This window comes from Nostoc sp. (genome assembly GCF_035638895.1).
Taxonomy (GTDB): domain Bacteria; phylum Cyanobacteriota; class Cyanobacteriia; order Cyanobacteriales; family Nostocaceae; genus Nostoc.
Genome location: NZ_DASQZC010000507.1, coordinates 52,788 through 76,947, shown reverse-complemented (window position 1 = coordinate 76,947; position 24,160 = coordinate 52,788). Strand labels below are relative to the sequence as shown.

18 protein-coding genes are annotated in these 24,160 nt (G+C 41.7%); 9 read left to right on the top strand and 9 right to left on the bottom strand.

Annotation, left to right across the window (positions count from 1 at the left end; all coding sequences use genetic code 11):
* Positions 1-353: 353 nt before the first annotated feature.
* Positions 354-677: a hypothetical protein gene (locus VE944_RS25500; protein ID WP_109009161.1), complete on the bottom strand. Its 324-nt coding sequence runs from the start codon at positions 675-677 to the stop codon at positions 354-356.
* Between the two features lie 588 nt (positions 678-1,265).
* Here VE944_RS25500 and VE944_RS25495 point away from each other — a divergent pair.
* The 4 genes from VE944_RS25495 (at position 1,266) to VE944_RS25480 (ending at position 4,087) form a co-directional block, all read left to right on the top strand.
* Entirely contained in the window at positions 1,266-1,394 is a 129-nt protein-coding gene (locus tag VE944_RS25495) for a hypothetical protein (protein WP_256091202.1), read from the top strand.
* Between the two features lie 746 nt (positions 1,395-2,140).
* The gene (locus VE944_RS25490) at positions 2,141-2,836 is read left to right on the top strand and encodes an acyltransferase (RefSeq protein WP_324983679.1); all 696 of its coding nucleotides are present in this window, start codon (positions 2,141-2,143) and stop codon (positions 2,834-2,836) included.
* 199 nt (positions 2,837-3,035) lie between these two features.
* On the top strand, positions 3,036-3,548 hold the full coding sequence (locus VE944_RS25485) for an outer membrane beta-barrel protein (RefSeq protein WP_324983676.1): 513 nt from the start codon (positions 3,036-3,038) through the stop codon (positions 3,546-3,548).
* Between the two features lie 281 nt (positions 3,549-3,829).
* Positions 3,830-4,087, top strand: coding sequence for a hypothetical protein (locus VE944_RS25480; protein WP_324983671.1), 258 nt, complete (start codon positions 3,830-3,832; stop codon positions 4,085-4,087).
* Positions 4,088-4,178: 91 nt separating this feature from the next.
* Here VE944_RS25480 and VE944_RS25475 read toward each other — a convergent pair whose 3' ends face one another.
* The 3 genes from VE944_RS25475 to murJ form a co-directional block, all read right to left on the bottom strand.
* Positions 4,179-7,085: a DUF3769 domain-containing protein gene (locus VE944_RS25475; RefSeq protein WP_324983669.1), complete on the bottom strand. Its 2,907-nt coding sequence runs from the start codon at positions 7,083-7,085 to the stop codon at positions 4,179-4,181.
* Positions 7,086-7,282: 197 nt separating this feature from the next.
* Entirely contained in the window at positions 7,283-7,399 is a 117-nt protein-coding gene (locus VE944_RS25470) for a photosystem II reaction center protein I (RefSeq protein ID WP_010995449.1), read from the bottom strand.
* 282 nt (positions 7,400-7,681) lie between these two features.
* Positions 7,682-9,286 (bottom strand): murein biosynthesis integral membrane protein MurJ, encoded by a 1,605-nt coding sequence (gene murJ / locus VE944_RS25465; protein WP_324983667.1) that lies wholly within the window; start codon positions 9,284-9,286, stop codon positions 7,682-7,684.
* A gap of 465 nt (positions 9,287-9,751) precedes the next feature.
* Here murJ and VE944_RS25460 point away from each other — a divergent pair, with 465 nt between their 5' ends.
* Positions 9,752-12,793, top strand: a complete 3,042-nt coding sequence (locus tag VE944_RS25460; protein ID WP_324983664.1) for a GAF domain-containing sensor histidine kinase — start codon at positions 9,752-9,754, stop codon at positions 12,791-12,793.
* Between the two features lie 33 nt (positions 12,794-12,826).
* Here the strand turns inward: VE944_RS25460 and VE944_RS25455 are convergent, their stop codons facing one another.
* The gene (locus VE944_RS25455) at positions 12,827-13,333 is read right to left on the bottom strand and encodes a pentapeptide repeat-containing protein (protein WP_324983661.1); all 507 of its coding nucleotides are present in this window, start codon (positions 13,331-13,333) and stop codon (positions 12,827-12,829) included.
* Between the two features lie 85 nt (positions 13,334-13,418).
* Positions 13,419-14,939, bottom strand: coding sequence for an LCP family protein (locus tag VE944_RS25450; protein ID WP_324983658.1), 1,521 nt, complete (start codon positions 14,937-14,939; stop codon positions 13,419-13,421).
* A 115-nt stretch (positions 14,940-15,054) separates the two neighbouring features.
* Here VE944_RS25450 and VE944_RS25445 point away from each other — a divergent pair, with 115 nt between their 5' ends.
* The 4 genes from VE944_RS25445 (at position 15,055) to VE944_RS25430 (ending at position 20,024) form a co-directional block, all read left to right on the top strand.
* Entirely contained in the window at positions 15,055-16,176 is a 1,122-nt protein-coding gene (locus VE944_RS25445) for a mannose-1-phosphate guanylyltransferase (RefSeq protein ID WP_324983655.1), read from the top strand.
* A gap of 259 nt (positions 16,177-16,435) precedes the next feature.
* Entirely contained in the window at positions 16,436-18,082 is a 1,647-nt protein-coding gene (locus VE944_RS25440; protein WP_324983652.1) for an ABC1 kinase family protein, read from the top strand.
* 101 nt (positions 18,083-18,183) lie between these two features.
* Positions 18,184-19,164, top strand: coding sequence for an ABC transporter ATP-binding protein (locus VE944_RS25435; protein WP_324983649.1), 981 nt, complete (start codon positions 18,184-18,186; stop codon positions 19,162-19,164).
* A gap of 71 nt (positions 19,165-19,235) precedes the next feature.
* Positions 19,236-20,024: an ABC transporter permease gene (locus tag VE944_RS25430; protein ID WP_324983646.1), complete on the top strand. Its 789-nt coding sequence runs from the start codon at positions 19,236-19,238 to the stop codon at positions 20,022-20,024.
* A 322-nt stretch (positions 20,025-20,346) separates the two neighbouring features.
* On the opposite strand, the gene VE944_RS25425 is transcribed toward VE944_RS25430, so the two are convergent.
* From VE944_RS25425 to VE944_RS25415, 3 genes are all read right to left on the bottom strand, one after another.
* Positions 20,347-22,068 (bottom strand): serine/threonine protein kinase, encoded by a 1,722-nt coding sequence (locus VE944_RS25425; RefSeq protein WP_324983643.1) that lies wholly within the window; start codon positions 22,066-22,068, stop codon positions 20,347-20,349.
* A 162-nt stretch (positions 22,069-22,230) separates the two neighbouring features.
* Positions 22,231-23,067: an alpha/beta fold hydrolase gene (locus VE944_RS25420; protein WP_324983726.1), complete on the bottom strand. Its 837-nt coding sequence runs from the start codon at positions 23,065-23,067 to the stop codon at positions 22,231-22,233.
* 118 nt (positions 23,068-23,185) lie between these two features.
* Entirely contained in the window at positions 23,186-24,109 is a 924-nt protein-coding gene (locus VE944_RS25415; RefSeq protein WP_324983641.1) for a bestrophin family protein, read from the bottom strand.
* Positions 24,110-24,160: the final 51 nt, after the last annotated feature.

Genomic DNA, 24,160 nt, shown 5'->3' with positions numbered 1-24,160 from the left:
AAAATTTAGTTTTTAATAAATAATTTATATTTCTTTTAGAATTGATTTTGGGGATCAATCTAAGGTCTTGGCTGAGGGTGAAAGTTCCTCATAGCTGAGTCAAGGAATTAAAATTTTAATTATTTTTTAATAAAACTGCCTTAACCAAGAGGCACTGTGAGAGGAAAGACTTACTCTATTATTTGGTTAACCTTAGTTTAAGGTGATGTGACGCTCAATAGCCCATCGTAGACATCGTTTAAAATTAAATCGTGTAAAAATAATACCAAGCAGTTAACTAGGAAAAGGAGCGCTAACTACTTGGTATAAAATTTTAATACTAAATCAGATAAATAACCTAGTAGCGTGTTATTTTATGCGCCTAGTGAAGGCTGATCTTTGGTACTTTTTGTCATTGACAAAGCTACAGCTGCTGCATAAGCAATCTCGGCTGCCATTTGATAAGCAAGTTTAATACTAGATGAAGCGTCCTTGGCTTTAGGAGAGAGAGAAGCTTTTTTTCGGCGCGACTCTTGTTTAACATCACCCGCCGCAATAGCTCGCTGTAAAATGATCCAGGCATCTAGGTCTTCTGAGTCATAATTACTTTGAAGTTGCGATCGCAGTTGATCTTCGGCTACAACACTCAGATAGCCGATAGTTAGAGCTTCTTGGGCAATTTCTTTAATTAAAGCCATAATTTGAACCAAGTGTGTGAGTTAAAACCGATACCTCAATCTGGGCATTTGATGTTTTTTCTGGACTTCTCCTAGAAACTAAGCTACGTTTTAGCTTTCTTTCAATAAAATTTATAATAAATAGTGCCAAGCACGCATCACCCGCTTGGCTCACCCGAATGGGTGATTTACAAATTTTTAGATACAAGCAATAAGGAAGAGGAAAATTTTTAGCTTTTTAACCAAGAGGGTGTCATCAGTATAGTAGATATCATTCCGAGTTAACACAAAAATATAAAATTATTTGGACAAGCAATAGTAAAAATATAGACATAAATGGTAATGAATCGCTTAGAAAATTTTTAAAGTTACCGATTTCAACAATTTTTCTCTATGTGTATAAAATTATTTCAGAGTAGCGTAGGCTTTGCCCGTCGTAGGCATTGCTTTAGTAAAAAAATTAACTAATCTCGCCATTACAATTAACAAGCAACCTGAAAATTAAATTATTTCATAAGAGTGTTCCACTAAAAATAAAATGTGTTATCGTTAAAAACAATTGTTATTAAAAACATAAATTGGTTAGTCTGTAAATCATCTGTGTGCAACATGATTGGAGCAGCATACTCTAGAAATTCGTTGCAAGAAAGCCGTCATAGCAGTCGGGGAAGCGCTTACTTGTTTGCACCGATGGTTAACTTCAATGTGATGGCTGATGTGGGAGATAATCCACCCTAGTTGGATTTTAGCTGGGCAAAAATACCCATAAAAATCCAACAATAATTACATTGTCATGCTAGGCAAAAAATTTATCTAATTTTTGAATATAGTCTAGTTAAATGTATTTTTTGTTGCAATATTAGCTTGTGGAACTGAGTTGTTTCAAAAGACTAAAACCGCTTGAGAAAAAGTAGCCTCAAGGTAAACAACTTTATCCCTATTTGCGTAACAAGCTTTGCAATGCCAAATAACTGAAACAGTAGCCTATCTAAACCAACAAATTTTCCCATCAGACAATTTAATTGTCTGGGGTTTGACTCTGTAATGCACTGAGATTGTTTTGTTAATTGATTTGGTGAAAAAGAAGCAAAATTTTTACGTACTGTGATTGGTACAAAAGCTTCTAACAATCCAAGGCAATTGTGCATAAGCTAAAAAACATCTAATTTGCATAATTGAATTAAATATAATTCGTGTGAAGTGGACATATTACCAGTCCAACTTATGCAATTTAAATGTCGAACAGCTTATTAATTGAGTAATTCTCTCCCACCTAAGTTAAAGAATTGCTCACATAGTCAAAACCAGGCTCCGGTTTTTCAACATTAGGAAAACCATCTAAAAACATGGGTAAATTTTGGTAATACTGCCAATGAAAATCATGTATTAATAAGTACACAGCTTTTTGGTATTGGCAGAAGATTAGGCTACAGACGCAACAAATCAATCTTGTCAACAACAATTAACTGAAGAGATATGTAGCCATGCATAATGAGCAATATTTTTCCAAATTGCAGCGCGTGCAAGAACTTTTAGTAACTACTGTGTTAGGGGATATCCCTACACTTATTTTGGGGCCAAAGTTGCGTAATTTTGGATATCGGAGTATTTTTGCCCATATAGGCAGCCCAGTTTATATTCAAAATGGTGTTGAATTTAACGGTACTTGCTGTATTGAGATAGGCAGTGGAGTATATATTTTCAAAGGTGTAAGGATGGATGCTAGAGGACATAAAAATAATAGAATTCATCTAGCAAATAGAGTCGCTATTGAGCGTAACGTTGATATAGGGTGTTTAGAAAATACGTGTATACATATTGATGAAGACACATTCATTGCTCCCAACGTGTGTATTGAGGGGCCAGGAGATATCAAAATTGGTAAACACTGCTTAATAGCTGCCCACTCAGGGATATATGCTAATAATCATAATTTTGCCGATCTGATGGAGCCGATTAAATACCAAGGTGTTACTCGCAAGGGAATTGTAATTGAGGATGACTGTTGGTTAGGGCATGGAGTAACAGTATTAGATGGAGTTACCATCGGTAAAGGCAGTGTTATTGGCGCGGGAGCAGTTGTCAATAGAGATATTCCTCCTTTCTCCGTTGCTGTAGGCATACCTGCGCGAGTAATCAAAAACCGAATTGGCAAAGACTTAAGCATTAGTTCCAATTGAGAAATAGGGGATCGGGAATAGTAACTATTTCCTGTAACAATTAACCTGTTCCTTTTTTAAATTCACTTGTCACACCCAAGTGGGTGAGAAAGAATTCAACCACTTGGGTGAACCAGATGTGCGAGGTTACATTTTGTAAAAAAAGAGATTCTAGTACTAGAGAATATTGATTTTACCTAACTCTAGTGAGAAGAATTCTATGAAACTTACAAAATTAGCCGCCTCTTTCGTTGCTGTTGCTTCCATTGTCCTCTCGGCGGGAATTGCTTCTGCTCAAACAGCTGGCACAAACGGCAATTACATCGGTGCTGGTGTTGCGGTTGGTGCAACCAGTGGCGGACAAGGAAATGATGAATCACAAATTGGTGGTAATATTCAAGGACGTTACGCCGTTCCCAATGCGCCTGTTTCAGTGCGGGGTTCTGTGCTGTATGGTGGGGATGCTGCCGCAATTATGCCCATAGTGACTTACGATGCGCCTATCGCCAAAAACACTAACCTTTACTTCGGTGGTGGTTATTCTTTTGTAACTGATGAAGGTCAAAGAACCCCATTGGGCAATCAGAATGCACCTGTACTTACCCTTGGTATTGAATCAGAAGTTAGGAACAACGTCATTGCTTATGGCGATACTAAATGGGGCATTGATGCCTACAGAAATAGTGATGCCGATGCTGTCAGCTTCCAAGCCGGATTAGGCTATCGCTTCTAGTGATTCCAAGCTAGAAAATAGCTTATTCACAACCTAAAGCAATGATATTTGTCAGCCGTAATATAGCGGTTCTCAATTGCATAAAATACAGATAATTCGTAGGGGTACAGCAATGCTGTGCCCCTACGTGTATGCATCCAAATGAGAGCCGTAATAGTAATTCGTTCTCTTTTTTTAATCATTTTTATTGATGATTTTGATAAATAATTATATTGGCTATTATCAATAGTTTTTCTTAAAGTAAAATTACTAATTTAAAATACGTGTAAAAGATATTACTCATGGAAAAAATTAATGCCATACCAGAAATGCTGGGTGAAACAACTGATGTGGAAACTTGGCTAATTCGAGCGGGGCTAAGATTTTCAGATTTAGGTAACGATGCTGCAAGTATTGCAATCCGTAAGCAATGGCGAGAGTACCAAGCCGCAGTGCAAAGATGTTGTGCAACTCTACACCAACCACCATCACGTATTCAACTAAGCGGCGACTATGCCAAGCTGAGAATACCTGGTGCGGCATCAACCATTGTGCGATAAGCTGTCGAGTCGTGCCAAATCCTTAGACTGGGCAAAAGATAGAAAACCTTAAAGAATCAAGTGTCCAGTAGGGAAACTGCTAACTATTTGACTAATAATCCTGTTGCACGCCGCCTACCACTGGTTTAACTTCAGAAAATGGATCAGTGCCGCCACCCCAGTTAAAATCACTAATTCGGATGCTGATACCGCCTAACTCCAACACCGGATTGTAACGCAAGGTGATGCCATAGGTGCGACGGCTATATTCCACAATATAGTCAGTGCTGGTTTCTTTACCAGTATCCAAGTTAACAGATGTTTGAAAGCCTAAGCGAAAAGGGCCGTAAATTTGCTGTGATATCCCAGCGCTCAACACTTGGTTATCAACGGAGCGATCAAACAAAAAGGGTGATAATCCGTTGTTTAAGCCTTGAGAATAAGTAATATTAAAGGCTGTGTAGTCTAAAAAAGGTCGAGAAAAATGACCAATTTGCCCTACTAAACCAATTGTACCAGTTAGGGTACTTTGGTTATCACCATTGGTGTAATAACTGCTAGTGCCTGTAAGTCCAGCGATCGCTCGCAAGTAAGGAACTACAGGGTTAGCCGTGTATCGTAATCCCCCAGTGGCAGTAGGTGGTAATGGTTTTCCCTGCCACAGCAACACCCCAGTACTCAGGGAAGCGCTGGCTTGGAAACGACCTAGTGAGATGCGATCATTTTCCCGCACTGGTTCTAGTAAGTCTTGGCGATCGGTGTTGGCATTGATATATCGAGCGCTTCCCTGATAGGTGAGGTTGATGCCACTTTTGCCCAAAGGAATCACAGGAGAGAGAATAATACCACCAAGACTACTCTGGACGGTTTGAAAGCCGAGGGTACCATTGTAAAAGCGATCGCGGTAGCTATACTCCAGATTCAAAAGATGGGGAAGGGAAGTCCCTAATGTCTGGCGCAATCCTAACCTCGCCCGCAAATTATCTTCTAGCTTGTTCAAGTCAAAACTAGTTAATTCCCCAGTCCCGTCAATGACTGCTCGTGGACTCAAAACAGAATTTATCTTTGTCTTAACAGCAAGCAGTGCGCCTAAATCACCCGTGCCTTCTTGCACAGCTCTCTGTATTAACAACTGGGGCGTAATCGTCCAGCGTGTCTTCTCTGTATCGATCACTGGAAAGCCACGCTCAATATATAAACCACCCCGATCTTCTCCATCATAACCAGGGGAAACTATTGCAGGTGTAACATCCCGCTCCCGGCGGTCAATAGTCCGCTCATTCACCGGAATTGGTAAGGAGATGCCTTGATCAAATACCAAACGCTGATTCTGTGTTCTGATGCGGTCTACCAAGGGTGATTCTCGCGTCAGAGTTACTGTATTTGCGCGTAATTGTAATTCAGGGGGCGAAAAAGGATCGTTGGTGATGCGGACATCCCTTGCTTGCCAGCCTTGCGGATAAAAGTCAATGTGTTCAGCTTCAAACCTGAGCCGATTGACTACACCCCCTGTTTTCGGGGGCGGGATGTTGCTAGCATCTGCCCGACCACCAATTGTCACATCAATTCCTCCAGGGCTGCTTACACCGGAAACGGGCTGATTGGCTCTAATGCGATCGCTCGGCGGACGTTTTGGAACTCCACCAGCAGTTATACCCGTGGATGAAAAAGCAAAATCTGTTTGTGCTGAGGGTACATAAATTTCTCCTCTACCATTTAGCAGTTCTCCACTATCTTGAACAAAGTTATAAGTAAAGCGCTGCCCACGCAGTACCTGATCGCCCCGTGTTAAAGTTACGTTGCCTTCCCCGGCAGCAATCAAGTTGTCTAAATTGACTTGCAGGCGATCGGCATCCACCACCGCCCCATCAAATCGCACAAGTACATTACCAACAGCTGTAATAATTCGCCGTTGCTCGTCATACTCTTGCCGATCTGAAGTGACTTCTACAATTCTCGGTTTGGCTGGCGGGGTGGTAGCTGGCGGGGTGGTAGCTGGCGCAGTTGTACTAGATGGTTGACTTTGTAGCTGATTAATCGTATTGCCATCTGGTGTAGGCGTTGCTACTTGAGCTTGTTGTTGGACTTGGGACTTGAATCCTACAGTGATGGGCTTTGAGAGTTGATTTGTCGGGTTACGAGACGTGAATTTTATAAAATTTTGTACTGATTGAGAACTCGGTGCAAGATCAGCAGCAGATTCAGAGATATTGTCTCTTCCTGAAGACTGTGGTGCAGTACTATCACTTTGCTGGGTTAACTTCTGTGCTAAAATTCCCGCTTTAGATTCTACTTTGTTGCTGTTTGTAGCACTTGGGACAGTTTGAAGAGGACGCAAAGACTGGACAAGTTGGGAATTTTGGGAAACTCTATAGCTAAAGCTACCATCCAAAAAGGTTTGTTTTTCTCTATTAAAGTTGAGAGTTGGCGTAGACGCAAAGCGGCTTGTCGTTAGATATCGCTCACCAAGTTTTTGAGAAGGTTCACCTTTTAAGTTTATAAAGGAAGCCTCCGCTCCAACTTTCTTTGGCAACGTAGTGGCTTCTCTTTGCGTCTCCTGCTTGCGTAACGCCCCTCTTAGCAGAAGTTCCGAGCGCTGAACACCGACACTCGTACTTGTTTTTGTGTCTTCTTTATCTCGATAATTAGAGGTTTTAACCTCCTGCATGGGATAACCACCGATTAGCGATCGCCCCAAAAGTGCAGCAGTTCCAGAACTGTTGATGGGCGATTCTGGTGGTAAGGTTTTTGGTGAATGGGGTACAGAGGCAGTTTCGGCAACTACCAAGGCATCCTGAGTTGAGTTGATCGGAGTTGGCAATGGCGGATCACTCTTGGTTTCACCCGCAATTGCCAACTGTGCCAAATCCTTGGGCTGCTTGGATTTGTCTATCTTTTCGTGTATTCCAGTATCTACACCTGAAAGAAAGTTTGTATGACTAGCAGATGAGGCGGGATTTACAGCTTGTAAAGATTCGAGAATAAAAGGCGGATCAGGCGGCAGAACTGGATGAAGCATATTTGAGCATAATCGGGCTAACAAACAGCCAAATGACGGACAGAAGGATTAAATATACATTTTGCCTTCCGACTGTCGCCTTCTGCTATCGGTAGCAAGCCACTTTAAGGAGGAAACTTACTAGGCGAAAGTTTAGTAAGTTTCCGTGGCGTTTAGTATCTTCCGCCTTCTAAAGTCGCGGATGATTTATTGCCCTTTTACTCTAAGTCCCGACGGCCGGGGTTACGAGCTGGATCGTTTGACAAAAATCCGAAGACGAAGATAGCGACGAAGAAGGCAACAACAATATAAACAGCGATTTTTAAAGTCAGCATAGAAATATCTCCAAGGGGTAAGACAAAGAAAGCTTTTCTTTCAGGATCTGCCATGCAGAAAAGATAGCTACTTTATATTACCCAAATCTCGTCCCTTTTGAGAGGACTCTGGGGACTTGGGGCTGGCGATTTGGAGATTAGGGACTAGCAGTGCCTACCCTAAGTTTATTGATAATGGTGCAAGATGTCAGTTGTCTGACTTTTAGATGCCCTTAGGAAATAACTCAGAGACTGGTTACTCAAGTGACGTTAACTAACAGCAAAAGTTTCTTCTGATAACAGTTATTTTTTCAAAAAGCGCTGACGTAGACGAGATATAAAAGTATTCACCTCTGGTATTTTCATTGATAAAGCGATCGCAGCAAACACTGCAATCCCCACGAAGCCTGATATACACAATTGCAACACCAGAATCAGTAAACCTGTTTTACCTAGCAATTGTTGAGAAGCAACCAATGTCCCATAGCTTGCTACCCCAGCTACCAAGCTACCCGCAGTCAAACCCAAAATCGGCAAACTCCACTCACGCCAAGGTAAACCATTGAGTTTGCGATCGAGCAACCATAACAGCATCAACAAGGAACTGCAATTTACACCTACTGTTGCTAACACTAAACCGGGAGCACCAAAAGGCCCAACTAAAATCCAATCGAGCGCAGCATTGAGAAAGATGTTAAAAGTACTGATGCGAAAAGGTGTCTGCCCATCACCCAAGGCATAAAATACGCGCACTAAGACATCACGCCCCAAATAAGCAAACATCCCAATGCCGTAAACAATTAGCAACTCGGAAACTAGCTGTGTAGCATCTGACTTGAAAGCACCCCGTTCATACACTACCTGAACAATGGGTACAGATAATACTACCATCAAGGCTCCTAGAGGTAGCATAGTGACAGCACTAAGTAAGAGTCCCTGACGAATCCGTAATTTGAGATCATCCCAATTTTCTGGTTCGGCAAGTTTGGCAAATATTGGTAACAGAGGCAGCAAAATGATATTAGAAATAATCCCTAAGGGAGTTTGTACTAGCAAATTGGCATAGTTAAAACCAGCAGCAGCACCGGGGATGGGACTGGCGAAGTAAAGTACAGTAGCAAAGTTGATTGGCATCATCCCGGAAGAAATTGTTGCCGGAGTCATGATTCTAATCACTTCTTGAACACCTGGGGATTTAAAATCAAACCGCAGCCGTAACGTACCTAATCCTAACCGCCACTGAACAATTAGCTGCACTACCCATTGGAGAATTGCCCCTGCTAAGGTTCCCCAGGCTAATACCATACCACCGATTAAAGCGTATTCTGGCTTGATAATGTCCTTGCCCACTTGCATGGTCATGAAACCAATGCCGATAATAACGGTAATGCTAGATAACAGTGGACTAATGGAGAGTAACCAATATTGATTGGCTGCATTGAGAGTACCGAAACCAATGCCAATCAATCCTGAAAATAAAGCCATTGGTGCCATAATGCGGAGTTGTTGAATTGCGATCGCTCTGGTTGTCGGCTCCAAACCATAACCAACTAAATCAACGATCGCATCCGCAAATAAAATTTGAGCAACTGTCACCACCAACAGCACTCCAGCTACCAGCGTTGTCACTGTTTCTACTAGAGGAGCCGCTTCTTCTCGCCGCCGCTTGGCTAAAACGCTGACAACTGCACTGTGTAATGGCCCATTTACGCCACCGAGTAATATTAATAGAAAGCCAGGGATAACATAGGCATAACTATAGGCGGTGGCAGCAGCACCAACACCAAAAGCGGCAGCGATCGCTTGCTGCCGCACTAAACCGAAGATTTTACTAATTAATGTGGCTGCGGCAACAATGCCAGCAATTCCAGCGAAAGAACGAGAGGGTTTTTGGTCTTGTTGTGTCACGAATATTACCCGACAACTCTTGCAGAGTGCATACTTTAAAACATTTAACCTGAAATACCGCAATCTGTCAGGTAAATTTTGAGAAATTACTTATTTTACATGTTTTCGCCTTCAGCCCTTTTGGTATCCTATGGTGGGCATTGGTACGATGCCTACGGCGGGTTACGCCTACGCTCAAGGGACTTCCAAATAAAAAAATAATCAATCGCAAAACGAGCTTTCTTGAGCAGGGGAAGCAGATATCTGATGGTCGTCTTAGATGAAGGAATTGAGTAATTTAATTTTTTGACTAAATTATTTTTTAACCCATTACGAGGATAGATAAAGAAAGGGGAACTATAACAATAACCATCTTCTGGGAAATTGTTGAACACTGCAAAAGTATTGCAGTTTGTCATATTTTTGACGCCCTTTGACTCCATGAAGTTTGGTATGAGGAATCATTAAACGACATAATCCAGAGCAATGGAACCCAATTCAAATTTCACGGAAAATCAACTTCTTTTGTCAAGCGCTCAACTTCAAGAGCAACTAGACCAACAAAAGGCTCTGGCGAGTGTAATTGTCCGAATTCGGGAGTCTCTTGACTTAGAAACAATTTTTCAAACTACCGTTACACAAGTGCGTCAGTTGCTAAATGCTGATCGTGTGGCAGTCTTCCAGTTTGACCATGAAAAAGACTGGGAAGGAGAATTTGTTTCTGAGGATGTTGCACTTGGCTGGGACTCAGCACTGGCAATAAAAGTTTATGACCACTGCTTTGGAGAACAATTTGCTTCCAGTTATCAACAAGGTAGAGTGCAAGCAGTAGCAGATATTTACAAAGCGGGACTGAGTGATTGTCATGTGGCATTTTTGAGGAAATTTCAGGTACAGGCCAACCTCGTTGTCCCTCTATCGCGCCAGAAGGAACTGTGGGGATTGCTTTGCATCCATCAGTGCAGTGAAGCTCGTGACTGGAAAGAATCGGAAATTGAGTTTATTCGTCAAATTGCTGACCATCTTGTTGTTGCGATTCAACAAGCACAACATCTCCATGAAGTCCAATTGCAAGCCGCAGAATTGGCTCAAGCGGCTCAACGCGACCAAGTAATTGCTCGGATTGTCGATGAAATTCGCTCACCCCTTGATATTGAAACCATCTTTAAAACAACAACTCAAGAAATACGTCAGCTGCTGCAAGCTGATCGAGTTGCCATTTTTAGCTTCAATGCCGATTGGAGTGGTAATTTCGTCGCTGAATCATTTGCGGAAAGCTGGACTCCTTTAGTTGGCATTGAGCCTGCGATGTCTACGACGGGCTACGCCTACGCTGATACTTATTTACAACAGACGCAAGGCGGACGTTACGCTAATAACCAGACATTTACAGTCAATGACATTTACCAAGCCGGATTAACAAACTGCCATGTAACCCTATTGGAGCAATTTCAGGCAAAAGCCTTTGCAACTGCCCCCATTCTCCAAGGAGACAAACTTTGGGGAGTCATCGCTGCTTACCAAAATTCTTCACCCAGACAGTGGCAATCTTATGAAGTCGAATCACTAAGCAAAATCGGCACACAAATTGGTGTGGCAGTGCGACACCATAAGTTGCTCACATACGCTCAGTACCAAGCAGAGCAACAAAAGACATTAACTAGCGTGATTAGTCGAATTCGGGAATCCCTAGATTTAGATACAATCTTCCAAACTACTGTCACCGAGGCACGGAAAATGCTGCAAGCAGATCGAGTTGCAGTCTTTCGTTTTGACCCTCAAAAAGATTGGGAAGGAGAGTTTATTTCTGAGGATGTTGTAGCTGAATGTAGCTCGGTAATAGCAGAAAAAGTTTATGATTATTGCTTCGGTGAAAACTTTGCCCACCTTTATGCACAAGGTCGAGTAAATGCGATCGCTGACATTTATCAAGAAAATTTTCCAGGTTGCTACATTCAAATCTTAGAAAAATTTCAAGTGCGGGCAAATCTGATCGCACCTCTATTGAAAAAAGGTGAACTTTGGGGATTGCTGTGTATTCACCAATGCAACGCTCCCCGTCAATGGCAACCCTCTGAAATTGAATTTGCTAGTCAAATAGCCGAGCAATTGGGAGTAGCATTAAAACAAGATTCTTATTTAAAGCAAGTTCAAATGCAGGTTGTCCAGTTAGCAGAAGCTACTGAACGGGAGAAAGCAATGGAACGGCAAGAATTGCTGGCTGCAACCATTGATAAAATCCGCCAGTCACTTGATATTAAAACTATTTTTAGAACCACTACTCACGCTGTGCGAGAGTTGCTCGAAGTCGAGCGAGTTGCAATCTACCGTTTCAACTCAGATTGGAGCGGTAAATTTGTAGCAGATTCTTTTAAAGATGGTTGGAAGCCTGTTTTACAAGCTCAACCAATGATTATAATAGAAACTTTTGAGGACACAGACGACGATAACGAACTTCCGCGTAACGAAACCTTTGTTCCGATTCGGGAAGGTGAAAAATTATGGGGATTATTAGTTGCTTATCAAAATTCCCAGCCGCGTTATTGGAAAGAGGAAGAAATTAATTTACTGGCTCAAGTAGGGGTGCAATTGGGAATTGCAATTCAGCAAGCAGAATTACTCGAACAAACTAAACGTCAAACTTTAGAACTTACTCAAGCTCTGCAAGAATTAAAACAAACTCAGACCCGGTTAATTCAGGGTGAAAAAATGGCAGGATTAGGACAACTACTTGCTGGAGTCGCTCATGAAATCAATAATCCTGTGAGTTTTATTTTTGGTAATCTCATCCATTTAAATGAATATACTCAAGAGCTACTAAATGTAGTGAAACTTTACCGCCAAAACTCCTCAGTATTGCCAACTGTCCAACAGCAAATTGACAAGACTGATTTGGACTTTCTCATCGAAGATTTGCCCAAAACCCTTGACTCAATGAAAATAGGCACAGAGCGGATTTGTGAGATTGTCCTATCACTGCGAAACTTTTCTCGTACAGATGAGGCTGAATTAAAGCCAGTAGACATTCATGAAGGATTGGATAGTACTTTGCTAATCTTAGGGCATCGGCTCAAAAACAATAATGAACGCCCAGCTATTCAAATTGTGAAAGAATATGCTAATTTAGGTTTGCTCGAATGCTATCCAGCGCAATTAAATCAAGTGTTTATGAATCTTCTAAGTAACAGTATTGATGCATTAGAGGAAAAGTTTAAAACTATACAGCAAAGGTATTTGAATTTATCACAAAGGTGTCCAAAAATACCTTTAACTATCTGGATTAGTACGCAAGCCGTTAATAACCAGATTGTAATTAGAATAACTGATAATGGTTTGGGGATTCCAGAAGAGGTGCGATCGCATATATTTGATCCCTTCTTCACTACCAAAGCACCAGGTAAAGGTACCGGGTTAGGATTATCTATCAGCCATCAAATAATAGTTGAAAAACATCATGGTCAAATTAAATGTTCCTCTAAACCAGGAGAAGGAACAGAGTTTTTAATTGAAATTCCGACGGATAATTGATGTCTCTGTTTTTATGCTCAACGCTGAGATTCTTTACTTACAACCTAAACTATCTCGCGTTGACATACCCGTAACCGGATTTACCCCATCAGCCCTTTCACACATTAGCGACACTTGATAACGGTCAATTAAAGCGTCGGTAAAATCAGCGCCTGTAATTTCGGCATCAAAAAAACGGCTACGGGTCAAAGTTGCTTCTGTAAAAATGGCATTTTTCAGGTTAGCACCATCCATAGTCACGCGATCGACTAAAGCGCCTGCTAGATTCGCACCTTCCAAATTTGCTTTTAACAAGACTCCTTTAGTGAGAATTGCGTTAGTTAAATTCGCTTCTTGAAAATTCGTCCCCCGCATTTCTGCTGCTACAAAAGTCACACCTGCCAAATCAGCATGAGAAAAATCACGATTTTCTAAATTTATATTGTTGTAATTGATTGTGTTTATCTGAGCAAAAGCAGGTTTGGGATTAAGTATTAACCACAAAAATGCTAGTAGCAAAATCACAATCAAACCAAAAAAGCGCAGTAAAATCTTTTTCATAATTTTATTATTTCTCAGCAGTCCTTTGTCATTAGCCGCTTGTCATTTAACCAATGACTAATGACTAATGACTAATGACTCTTGACTATTTCCAATCTTTACCAATCCGAATTGTGAGATCAGATTCTAAATCACCAATTGCCGCTACCTCAATTTGACCCAAGCCTAAAACTTTTTGCAAATCAACTCCAACTCGTCGGTTGCCTTTTTGGACAACAATCTGAGTTTGACGTTGGGTATCTGGCCAATCAGGCACTTTGTAAATATTAGTAAAGCCTTTCTGTTTCAGATAAGCAATAACTTTTTCAGTTAGCTGAGGTTGATTGGAAGCATTTTGAATAGCAATTTTGAGGTTAGGAACCTGACGCATATCTGGTTTCAGACCAGGTACATTTACCCCAACATAATCATTCAACAGGCTCTGTTGTCCAGTCATATTTAGCCAATAGCTATCAGGGTCTTTGCTAAAACGGCTAAACGTACCAGGCAACACGGTCATTTGGAAATTATCCCGATCCAAGTTGAGTCCGAAGTTCACCAACGCCATCATTTCTTCCATCTTCAGGTTGGTATCAAAGTATTTTCGCATCAAGCGAGTTAACTGAGGCAACCTAGGTAAGACAGTAGGACTATTTAAGCGTTGCAGCAATGCTGCTGTTAGTGCTTGCTGACGCTGCACTCTCGGTAAATCTCCCAAACCTGGTTCGCGGAATCGGGCAAATTGTTCTGCTTGTTCGCCGTTGAGGGTTTGCCAGCCACTGACTAAATTAATCGACAGCCGACTGCTAGAGTCTTTATATTCCATTGATTGGGGAACAAAGACTTCTATTCCGCCTAACTGATCGACTAACTGTCGTAATCCACTAGTAGAAATACGGATGTAACGATCGATTGGGGCATTATTTAAGGTACGGCTAACTACCCGTGCTGCCAAGACTGGGCCGCCTTTGGGATTAGCATCAGATACCTTAGTTAAACCCTTTTCTCCCTTTTCTGGGATGGCGATCATCGTATCTCTGGGAATGGAAAGCACCCGTACAGATTTTTCACTAGGATTGAGCCTTACTAGCAGCATGGTGTCACTTTTCCCAGCAAAGCTTTCTGGTGAACCATCAACAGTACCGCTAACTGGTTCAATCCCCATAATTAAAATATTCATGGGTCGTGAAAGGTTATACTGGGAAAGTTTGCTCCATAACTCCCCTGGTAATGGAATTTTTATCTCGTCTTTAGCAGTAGTTCCTAAATCTTCATCTGTTCGATCTAGATTGCTCCACAAGGGAGTCCACAGCGCTAAACTTGATACCAGTAAACCAGATAAGATAATGCCGATGACAACTGTCATGATCCACAACAGCCATCGAGGCATGGTTAAGCCCAGTCTCTCGTAAAGCTGATTGGGAATTGCACCCACTGATTCGACAACGCTACGGTTGGGATTCGCTGGCGGGCTTAGTTCGACATCCTCCTCCTCTAAATCCTCTACTGGTGCAGGTGTTACTTGATTTTCTGTTCGTTGAAGTTGCTGCTGTCGCACCTCAGTTTCAAATTCTACAACTTGCTGAGATCCAAGCGGATTTTCCGACCATTCGATTTGTTTTATCACAATTATCTCCCCACTCAACCACTCCCTAAAAGTATGTTAATCCAAGCTACAAATATTGCCAGTGGAAAAGCTCACTGTAAACTTGTAATGTTCTTCGGTAGGCGTGTATGACAACATGAATACTTTATTGTTCCCCGTAATTCTTGCTGGTGGTAAAGGTGAACGTTTTTGGCCCCTGAGTCGCAAAGACCGACCCAAGCAATTTTTAAGCCTTGATGGTAGCTCTAGAAGTTTATTACAAGCAACCGCCGATCGATTGATTGAACTCGGTGGCGGTGAGTCCAGCGCTGCGGGAGGGTTTCCCTCCGCAGGCGACTGGCGAACCCCAAGGGGGTGGGATTCCTTGTGGGTAATTACTTCTAATCAGATAGCTGAAGGGGTAAGACAACAATTACCCGATCTACCATCTCAGAATTTATTGATTGAGTCAGAAGGAAGAGACACCGCCGCAGCCGTTGCTTGGACAAGTTTAGAAATCAAACAGCGCTATGGAGAAGACGCTGTTATTGGCTTTTTCCCTGCTGACCACTGGATTGCTGATCAAGAGGCGTTTGCACACACATTAAGTGCGGCTACGCAACTAGCAGCAAGCACAGCAGCGATCGTTACACTGGGGATCAAGCCTACTTTTCCATCAACCGGTTACGGCTACATTGAACAAGGTGAAAAAATAGGTAGCTTTAATGAGTTGCCAGCTTATCACGTCAACCGCTTTACTGAAAAGCCCGACCGCGAAACGGCAGAAACTTTTTTATCTACGGGACGTTTTAGCTGGAATAGTGGAATGTTCGTTTTTCGGGCAGGGGTTGTTCTCAAGGAACTACATACCCATGCACCAGAAATTATCGAACCTTTAGAACAACATGGCCCTGATATCTATCCCCAGTTGCCTAAGAAGAGTATAGACTATGCGCTAATGGAAAAGACAACTCTAGCATACGTTTTGCCAGTTGATTTTGGTTGGGATGATTTAGGAGATTGGAATGCGATCGAACGCTTACTCAAAACAGAAGAGACTCCCAATGTGGAACTGGCTACGCACGTAGGGATAGATACGCAGGGGGCGATTATTTACGCCTCAAATCCAGAGGATGTAGTTGTTACAATTGGTTTAGAGGACGTGGTGATTGTGCGCGATCGCAATGTTACCCTCGTTGTTAAAAAAGAACGTACCCAGGAAATCAAGCAGATCCTTAAAATTCTCCAAAGCGATTCCCGATTTACCGACCTGCTATAAAAGTTAAATCCCTTGGTAGAGGCGAAAAAGCCTATTTTCCCATTATAACTTGACTGTCGAAAAGCAGAGCATTGGAAATGGGGCATTGGGAATTGGGCATTGGGCATTGGGAATTGGGCATTGGGAATTGGTCAATAATCAATACTTCATCTTCCCCTGCCTCCCCTGCTCCCCCTGCCTCCCCTACTCCCCCTGCCTCCCCTACTCCCCCTGCCTCCCCTACTCCCCACTCTCCACTCCCTACTCCCCACTCTCAAAAATGTTCCTCACCCAAACTGTTCCCCGTCAACGAGAAATTCTTGAAGTATTCCTTCGCAATGGCTGGGACTATATGCGAAGGTTACTTACTGGTGGCAAAGCTGATGAACCTCAGCTACCTACACCTGCGGTTTTAAAAAATATCCTGGTAGACTTGGGGCCAGTTTACGTTAAACTTGGTCAGCTACTTTCTACCCGTCCCGATTTACTAAACGCCGCCTATATTGAGGAACTATCAACTTTACAAGACGAAGTACCGCCCGTTCCTTGGTCAGAGATAGAAATAATCCTCCGTAAAGAATTAAAACGTCCACTAACAGAAACCTTCACCACAGTTAACCCGATTCCAGTAGCAGCCGGATCAATTGCTCAGACACATCGCGCTACATTAGCAGACGGTCGAGAAGTCGCTCTGAAAGTGCAACGTCCAGGAATTGATTTGACTATTGCCCAAGATATTGCTTTAATTCAAGGTATTGCCGATTTAGTGGCGCGAACTGAATTTGGGCAAACCTACGAAATCAAATCCATTGCCGAAGAATTTACCAAAGCTCTAGAAGCCGAGTTAGATTTTACACGGGAAGCGGGTTTTACAGACCAACTGCGGCGCAATTTATCTAAAAGTCGCTGGTTTGATCCCACGCAAATAGTGGTTGCGGAAATTAACTGGGAATTGACCACTGCAAAATTACTGGTGATGGAATGGCTGGATGGAGTGCCGTTCCTGGCGGCGGATTTGGATAATGACCCCAACGTTAAAGACCCTGCTCTCAAACGTAAAGAAATAACTACTTTGTTATTTCGGGTATTTTTTCAGCAGCTATATATTGATGGCTTTTTTCACGCCGATCCCCACCCAGGAAACTTGTTTTATCTCAAAGATAGCCGTGTTGCGCTCTTAGACTGTGGCATGGTGGGAAGACTTGATCCCCGCACACAGCAGATATTAACAGAGATGTTGTTAGCGATCGTTGATTTAGATGCTCAAAGGTGCGCCCAATTAACTTTGCAGCTATCAGATTCTGCTCAACCAGTAATTTTGTCGCGGTTAGAAAATGATTACGATCGCATGTTGCGAAAGTATCACAATGTTAGCCTCACACAAATAAACTTCAGTCAGATAATTTATGAAGTTTTACAAGTTGCTCGCAACAACAAAATTAGATTACCTAGCAATATGGGTTTGTATGCTAAAACCCTAGCAAATTTAGAGGGTGTAGCGCGGACATTCAACCCGGAGCTTAATTTTTTTGATGAAGTCAAACCATTAATTACAGACTTGTTTCGTCGGCAATTAGTGGGCGATAATCCAGTGCCATCGCTCCTCAGGACAATCTTAGATATTAAAAGTCTGTCTCTCCAATCTCCCCGCCAAATTGAACTGTTATTAGACCGAGTTACCTCGGAAACCTTACAGTGGAATTTATCGCTGCGGGGGTTAGATGGTGTGCGGCGCACTATGGACGATGCGGCTAACCGACTATCTTTTAGTATATTAGTGGGTTCGCTGATTATGGGTGCAGCAATTATTTCCACCAAAGCCCAGACAACTCAGCTATCTTTTTTAAGTACTACCCTGTTTGCAGTCGCTAGTTTATTGGGTTTGTGGTTAATTATTAGTACATTGCGATCAGGACGTTTACGGTAAAACCATTTTAGATTTTGAATTTTGGATTTTGGATTGAAGGAAAAAGCCTTCGACTGAGCGCTCATGCCGAAGTCTAAAATTTAATTTCTAATATAAAAAATATGTCAATTATCATTGCTGAAAACCTGAGTAAATCTTATCCAGTGGCAGTTAAAAGTCCGGGTATTAAAGGTACAATAAACCACTTTTTTCGCCGCACTTACCGTTCAATTCAAGCAGTTCAGAATGTTTCCTTTGAAATTGCCCCTGGTGAAGTAGTGGGGTTTTTAGGCCCAAATGGGGCTGGTAAAACCACCACACTCAAAATGCTTACGGGGCTGATTCATCCGTCTAGCGGTACAGTTCAAGTAGCTGGACAAATTCCGTTTGATCGCAAAGAAGCATTTTTGCAAAAAATTACCTTGGTAATGGGGCAAAAGCAGCAGTTAATTTGGGACTTGCCAGCACTGGATTCTTTGAGAATTAATGCTGCTGTATACAACATCTCTGATAAAGAGTTCCAACGGCGGGTGGGAGAACTAACAGAGATGCTTTCCCTAGAAGGCAAGCTTACTCAGCCAGTACGGAAGCTATCTTTGGGTGAACGGATGAAAGCAGAATTACTAGCAGCGCTTTTGCACCGTCCCCACGTATTATTCCTAGATGAACCAACGCTGGGACTAGATGTAAATGCTCAGGTAGCGGTGCGCGATTTTTTGCGCGACTACAATCAGCGTTATCAAGCTACAGTGCTGTTGACGAGTCATTACATGGCTGATATCACAGCTTTGTGTCAACGAGTGCTGTTGATTCACGAGGGTAGGCTGATGTATGACGGTAGTTTAGATGGACTACTAGAACGTTTTGCCCCATATCGGGAAGTTCATATAGAGTTAGCCCAACCTCTACCGATAGAAAAACTTATGACCTATGGTGATGTGCAACACTTAGAAGGGCGATCGGTGCATTTTATGGTATCTAGAGAGGCGCTCACCCGCACCGTTTCTAAGATTTTGACAGATTTAGAGGTAATTGATTTAACAGTTACCGAACCGCCTGTGGAAGAAGTTATTGGACGAGTTTTTCAGGCGGGTGTCGTGTAGTAGGACGCGATTAATCGCGTCTGTACAAGAGTGGAGAATTCCGGGTAATTTTTGTAGCGGGAAGTGAATAAATGAAGCGGATAATCAGAAAAGCCTTAACTTTGCTGTCAGTATACTACGCCTATATGATTGAGTATCGAGCAGAACTAATCTTATGGGTTTTGGCTGGGTCTTTGCCGATTATCCTTATGGGTATCTGGATACAGGCAGCACAAGGCGGGCAGTTTGGGCTATCACCTGTGGATTTTGCTCGTTACTTCATCACAGTTTTCATCGTTAGGCAACTCACAGTTGCTTGGGTAATTTGGGAGTTTGAAAGGGAAGTAGTGGAAGGCAAGCTTTCGCCCAAGTTGCTACAACCGCTCGATCCAGTATGGCATCACGTTGCGTCCCATATTTCTGAAAGATTTGCTCGGCTAACGTTTGCTTTTTTATTAGTGGGATTATTTTTTATTCTTTATCCTCAAGCTTTTTGGGTACCAAGTTTGAGTAGGTTTTTGCTGTTTACATTGGCGGCAATGTTAGCTTTTGCTTTGCGGTTTACGATTCAGTACACGTTTGCCATGTTCGCCTTTTGGACAGAACGGGCTAGCGCCTTAGAAAATTTTTGGTTTTTGTTTTATCTATTTTTATCTGGTTTGATAGCACCTTTAGAGGTCTTTCCAGAACCTGTGCAGAAAATAGTGATGTTTACGCCTTTTCCCTATTTGATTGATTTTCCTGCGAGTCTTTTAGTAGGGCTACCCGTGGATATAGGGCAAGGATTTGGGTCAATGGTGGGATGGATATTAGTGTTTTTGGGTGCGAATCGCTTTCTTTGGCGTGCAGGTTTAAAGCGTTACTCTGGGATGGGAGCTTAAATAATTTAACATTCAATTAAAAAAATCCCATCTAATGATTTGGCTAAGTACAGCTTTGCGTCAAACCGTGCAGAATTGAGGCTAATGAAATGCAGAGGGTACGCAAAGGTTTGATATGTGGTAATTTTTTCGCTACGAATTTATAAAATCATGTACTAAGTTGAGGAAGCTTGAATACTACTGATAAGTCCACGCAATTCGTCTAGAGTATTTAGCGTCTTAAATCTTCCCTTAATTACCTCTAGTTGGTTGTAGTTTATGGCTAAAGTGGCGATATCTACTATGGGTTACGCCTATGCACTGATGTATTTTGCTAGAGATTTTATAAATTACTCGGTATTGTCTTAAACTTTTCTGCCGTCCCCAAAGAATAATCTTCTAACTTAAAATCAGCAAAAGGTTTCTTTTCTAACCTATTCCGTAATGCTTCATCGAGAATTACACTTGGTGATAGTTTTTTAACACCAATAATTATAATACTTCTCTGATATTTAGTTAAATCCTGATTTGCCTGACAATCACTCCGTTGAAATTGTCCCAAATTTAATAAACGATAACCTTTGATTTTTGGTGTATTAATAAATAATTTTCTTACAAAAAATTGTATTTGTTTGGAACGTTCTAGAGCCATTCGCTGTTGAACTTCTATATTACCTTTACAAGAAATGCCTACAGAGATAATCTCACTAGGATCTTCCATTATATTCTGTATAAGTTCTTGTTCTAAGTTTAAATTTAAAAGGTCAAGACTAATAATTTCATCATTATATTTAATTTGAAAATTGCTACCTAAAAGCCATTTATATTTTACTGATAAAACAGCTATATTAAATTCGGCTACCCTCCCCTGACTATCTCTACCTTCTTTATAAGGAAAATAATCAATATTACCTTTTTTTTCCGGGGATTGTCCATATTTTTGCCTTACAGAAAATTTTGATGTCCGCGTTGCTAAAGCCACTATACTAATTAATCCTAATATCACTAGCAGCACTGCAAAAAATTTCAGTAGTGGTACTTCTTCTGGCTGTTTCTGTGGAGCAAATGAAGTTTTAGTAATTAGTGGTGGTAATTGTTCGATATTACTATCCTCTACTAAATTAATATTTTCAGGAGTAGTTTCTGTTAGTTGGTTTTCAATTTGTTTTAAGCGTTGTAAAATCTCTTGGGCATTAGCCGGACGCTTTTCTATATCCGGTGCTGTGAGCCAATCAATTAAATTCAATAGTAAGGGTGAGATATGGATAGCATGATTTTGCCAGTGCAATAAATTTTGCTGCATATCATACATATCTAAGGGATGGTATCCCGTGAGTAAAAATACAAATGTGCGTCCCAAGGCAAAAAAATCTGATTGCGGTACTGCTTGAGCATTCATTTGTTCTGGAGCGCTGTAACCAGATGACATCAGTGCTGTCATCCCGTCGCCGTTGCTGAGTTTACCTGGGTAGGTTCTATCAATTTCAGTGGCGGTGCCAAAATCAATCAGTACCAAATCCCCCCAGCCCTTACCAAGGGGGGATCGAATCATAATATTAGATGGCTTAATATCTCGATGCAGGTACTGTTTACCATGCACTAAATCCAAAATTTTTACCAATTGTTTTAACCAAGCTATAGCTTGTTCCTGTGAAATAGGATAATTCTGGTGCTGCTTTAACCATTGTTCTAAGTTGTACCCATCGATTTTTTCCATTGCAATGCAATGCAACACTAAACCATTTCGGGTTTGATATTGGAAGTAACTATCCTCTTTGGGAATGCCGGGATGCAAGAAGTGTCCTAATACGGTTACTTCTTGCTGAAATAGTTCTACTGCTTTGGCGTCGCCTGATAAATCCTCTTTGAGTATCTTGAGGATTTTAGGGGTATCTTGTTCATAAGCTTCATAAACTTTACTAAACCCTGTTTTGTCGCTCAATAGGCTCGTCACCCGATAACGCCCTAGCAATTCCAAATGGGAACCACAACTTTGACAAAAGCGGTTTTGATGATTATCCGGGTGGTTTGGTTTAGGGCAAACGGGATTGATACAAAGGCTCATGAGTGGGGAGTGGGGAGTGGGGAATGGGGAGATGAGGGAGATGGGTAAGATGGGGGGAATAACCAATGCTCAATGCGCCATGCCCCATGCCCAATCTCGTTAGACATCACTCCTATTAATTCTTCTGTTGCCGTATGATAATCCCGTCCAATAATTGATTTTCTATCTGTGTTCTCCCAAGAAAGCTGCTACCGTTTGGTTAAATGCCTCTGGTTGTGTCAAAAACGGCCAATGGTTGCCAGGAACTTGACAGATGCGTAAGTTTTTAAGATAGGTTTTGTATGGTTGAATTTGCCAATCTTGGCGGTTCAAGCCTTGTTCTGGCTGGACGAACATGGTAGGGGTGTCAAGGGGGATTGTAAAACCAGGCACTTGCATTACTGCTTCAAAAATCCCGTCGCGGGCGGCTATAGTAAATTTGCTACCCCAACTACCATCGAGTTTTTGTTCTATTCCTGCTTGGAAGACTTGCTGCTGTAGGGAACTCCATCCTTGATATTGCTTTAGCTGCTGTACTTGTTGTTCGGCTTCTTCATAACTGGCAAAGGGGCCCATGCTTTTGAGAAAAGGCAAGAAGCGATACAGCATGGGAAAAGTTACCCTGAAAAGGCTGGGCATTTTCCAGATGAAAATTGGATCGACTAGAATTATACTCCGCAAACGCTTTGGGTTTTGCCTTGCCCAGATGGCGGCTAATTTGCCTGTCCACGAATGACTTACAATATGGGCAGATGTCCATCCGAGATGATCCATTAGTGCTTCAAGGTCTGCGATCGCACTCTCAAAGCTATAATCTTTCTCAGGCTTATTACTTTGCCCGTGTCCGCGCATATCTGGTGCAACTATGTGGTAGTCTGCCGCTAAGTAATCTCCTAAACTAGACCACACTACAGCATGGTCGCCTAAGCCGTGTAACAGTAGTAAGGGTTCTTGCCCTTGGCTCCACTCTAAGTAAGAAAGTTGGATATCAGGCTTTGATAATGTTTGACGTACAGGCATCATTGCACATCCACCAATGAAGAGATAGTTTCGCGTTTATATATTACTGCGAAAGAAGATGGACGCAAAAAGATGGGGATTGACAGCTATAACAAAGCCTTGTTAGTTATTCGCAATCTTAACTTTTATCATAGGTCAAATTACCTGGATGCGATCGCGCATTTGGAGTCAGAGTAATTAAATCGTCAATATTGTGTTTCATTGTCTCGCAAATCGCATCTAGAGGTAAGTCGTTAGAATCATAACCAAAGGGGTTTTCTATCTCCAAGCCGATGGCTTCAATGCCAAATACTGTAAAACCAACGAAAGCAGCAATTAAACCTGTCCACCAACCCAGACTCTCCACTATTTGAAATGGGAACAAAAAACAATATAGTAACAATAATTGCTTTAGATGAATGGAATAAGCTAATGGCATAGGTGTTTTTAAAATACGTTCGCAAGCACCTAAATTATCCACAAGACTATTCAATAATTCTTGCATAGATGTTAACTGGTAGCTATTAAGGCAATTGCGATGATACTGCTGCTGTAAATAATCTCCTATCCAAAAGGCAACCTCTATGGGGGGATTATTCATAATCTTCAGTTTTATATACTTACTAGATGGCATTAAATCTTGTAACTCGCTATTGACTACTTCTCCCCGCAAATGTATTTTAGTTGTCACAGCAAAAGCTACCAATAAATTTAGTGCTGTAATTTTATTCTCTTTATCTTCTGGTGATATTTCATCAATAGATACCCAAATTTGCCGGGCCAGATTTCGGATGTTATTTACTAGAGAACCCCAGCATTTTCTCCCTTCCCAAAATCGCTCATAAGCAGTATTGGTACGAAACACAAGCAACAAACCTAAAACGATACTAGGAATAACACTCCCTAAAATAGGTTGGGATACAGGCATCTTAAAATGGTAAAGTAGAGAAATCAAAAAGCCGAAAGCTCCACACCATAAAACATGTTTGTAAATTGCTTTAATAACTGAACCTTTAAGTTGCAATTTTGTGCGTTGTAACCATGTGAGTTTTTCGGCTGTCATGCAGTCACCCTAAGAGAATATTTAGTGAACCGATAGATAAAATATCGATAC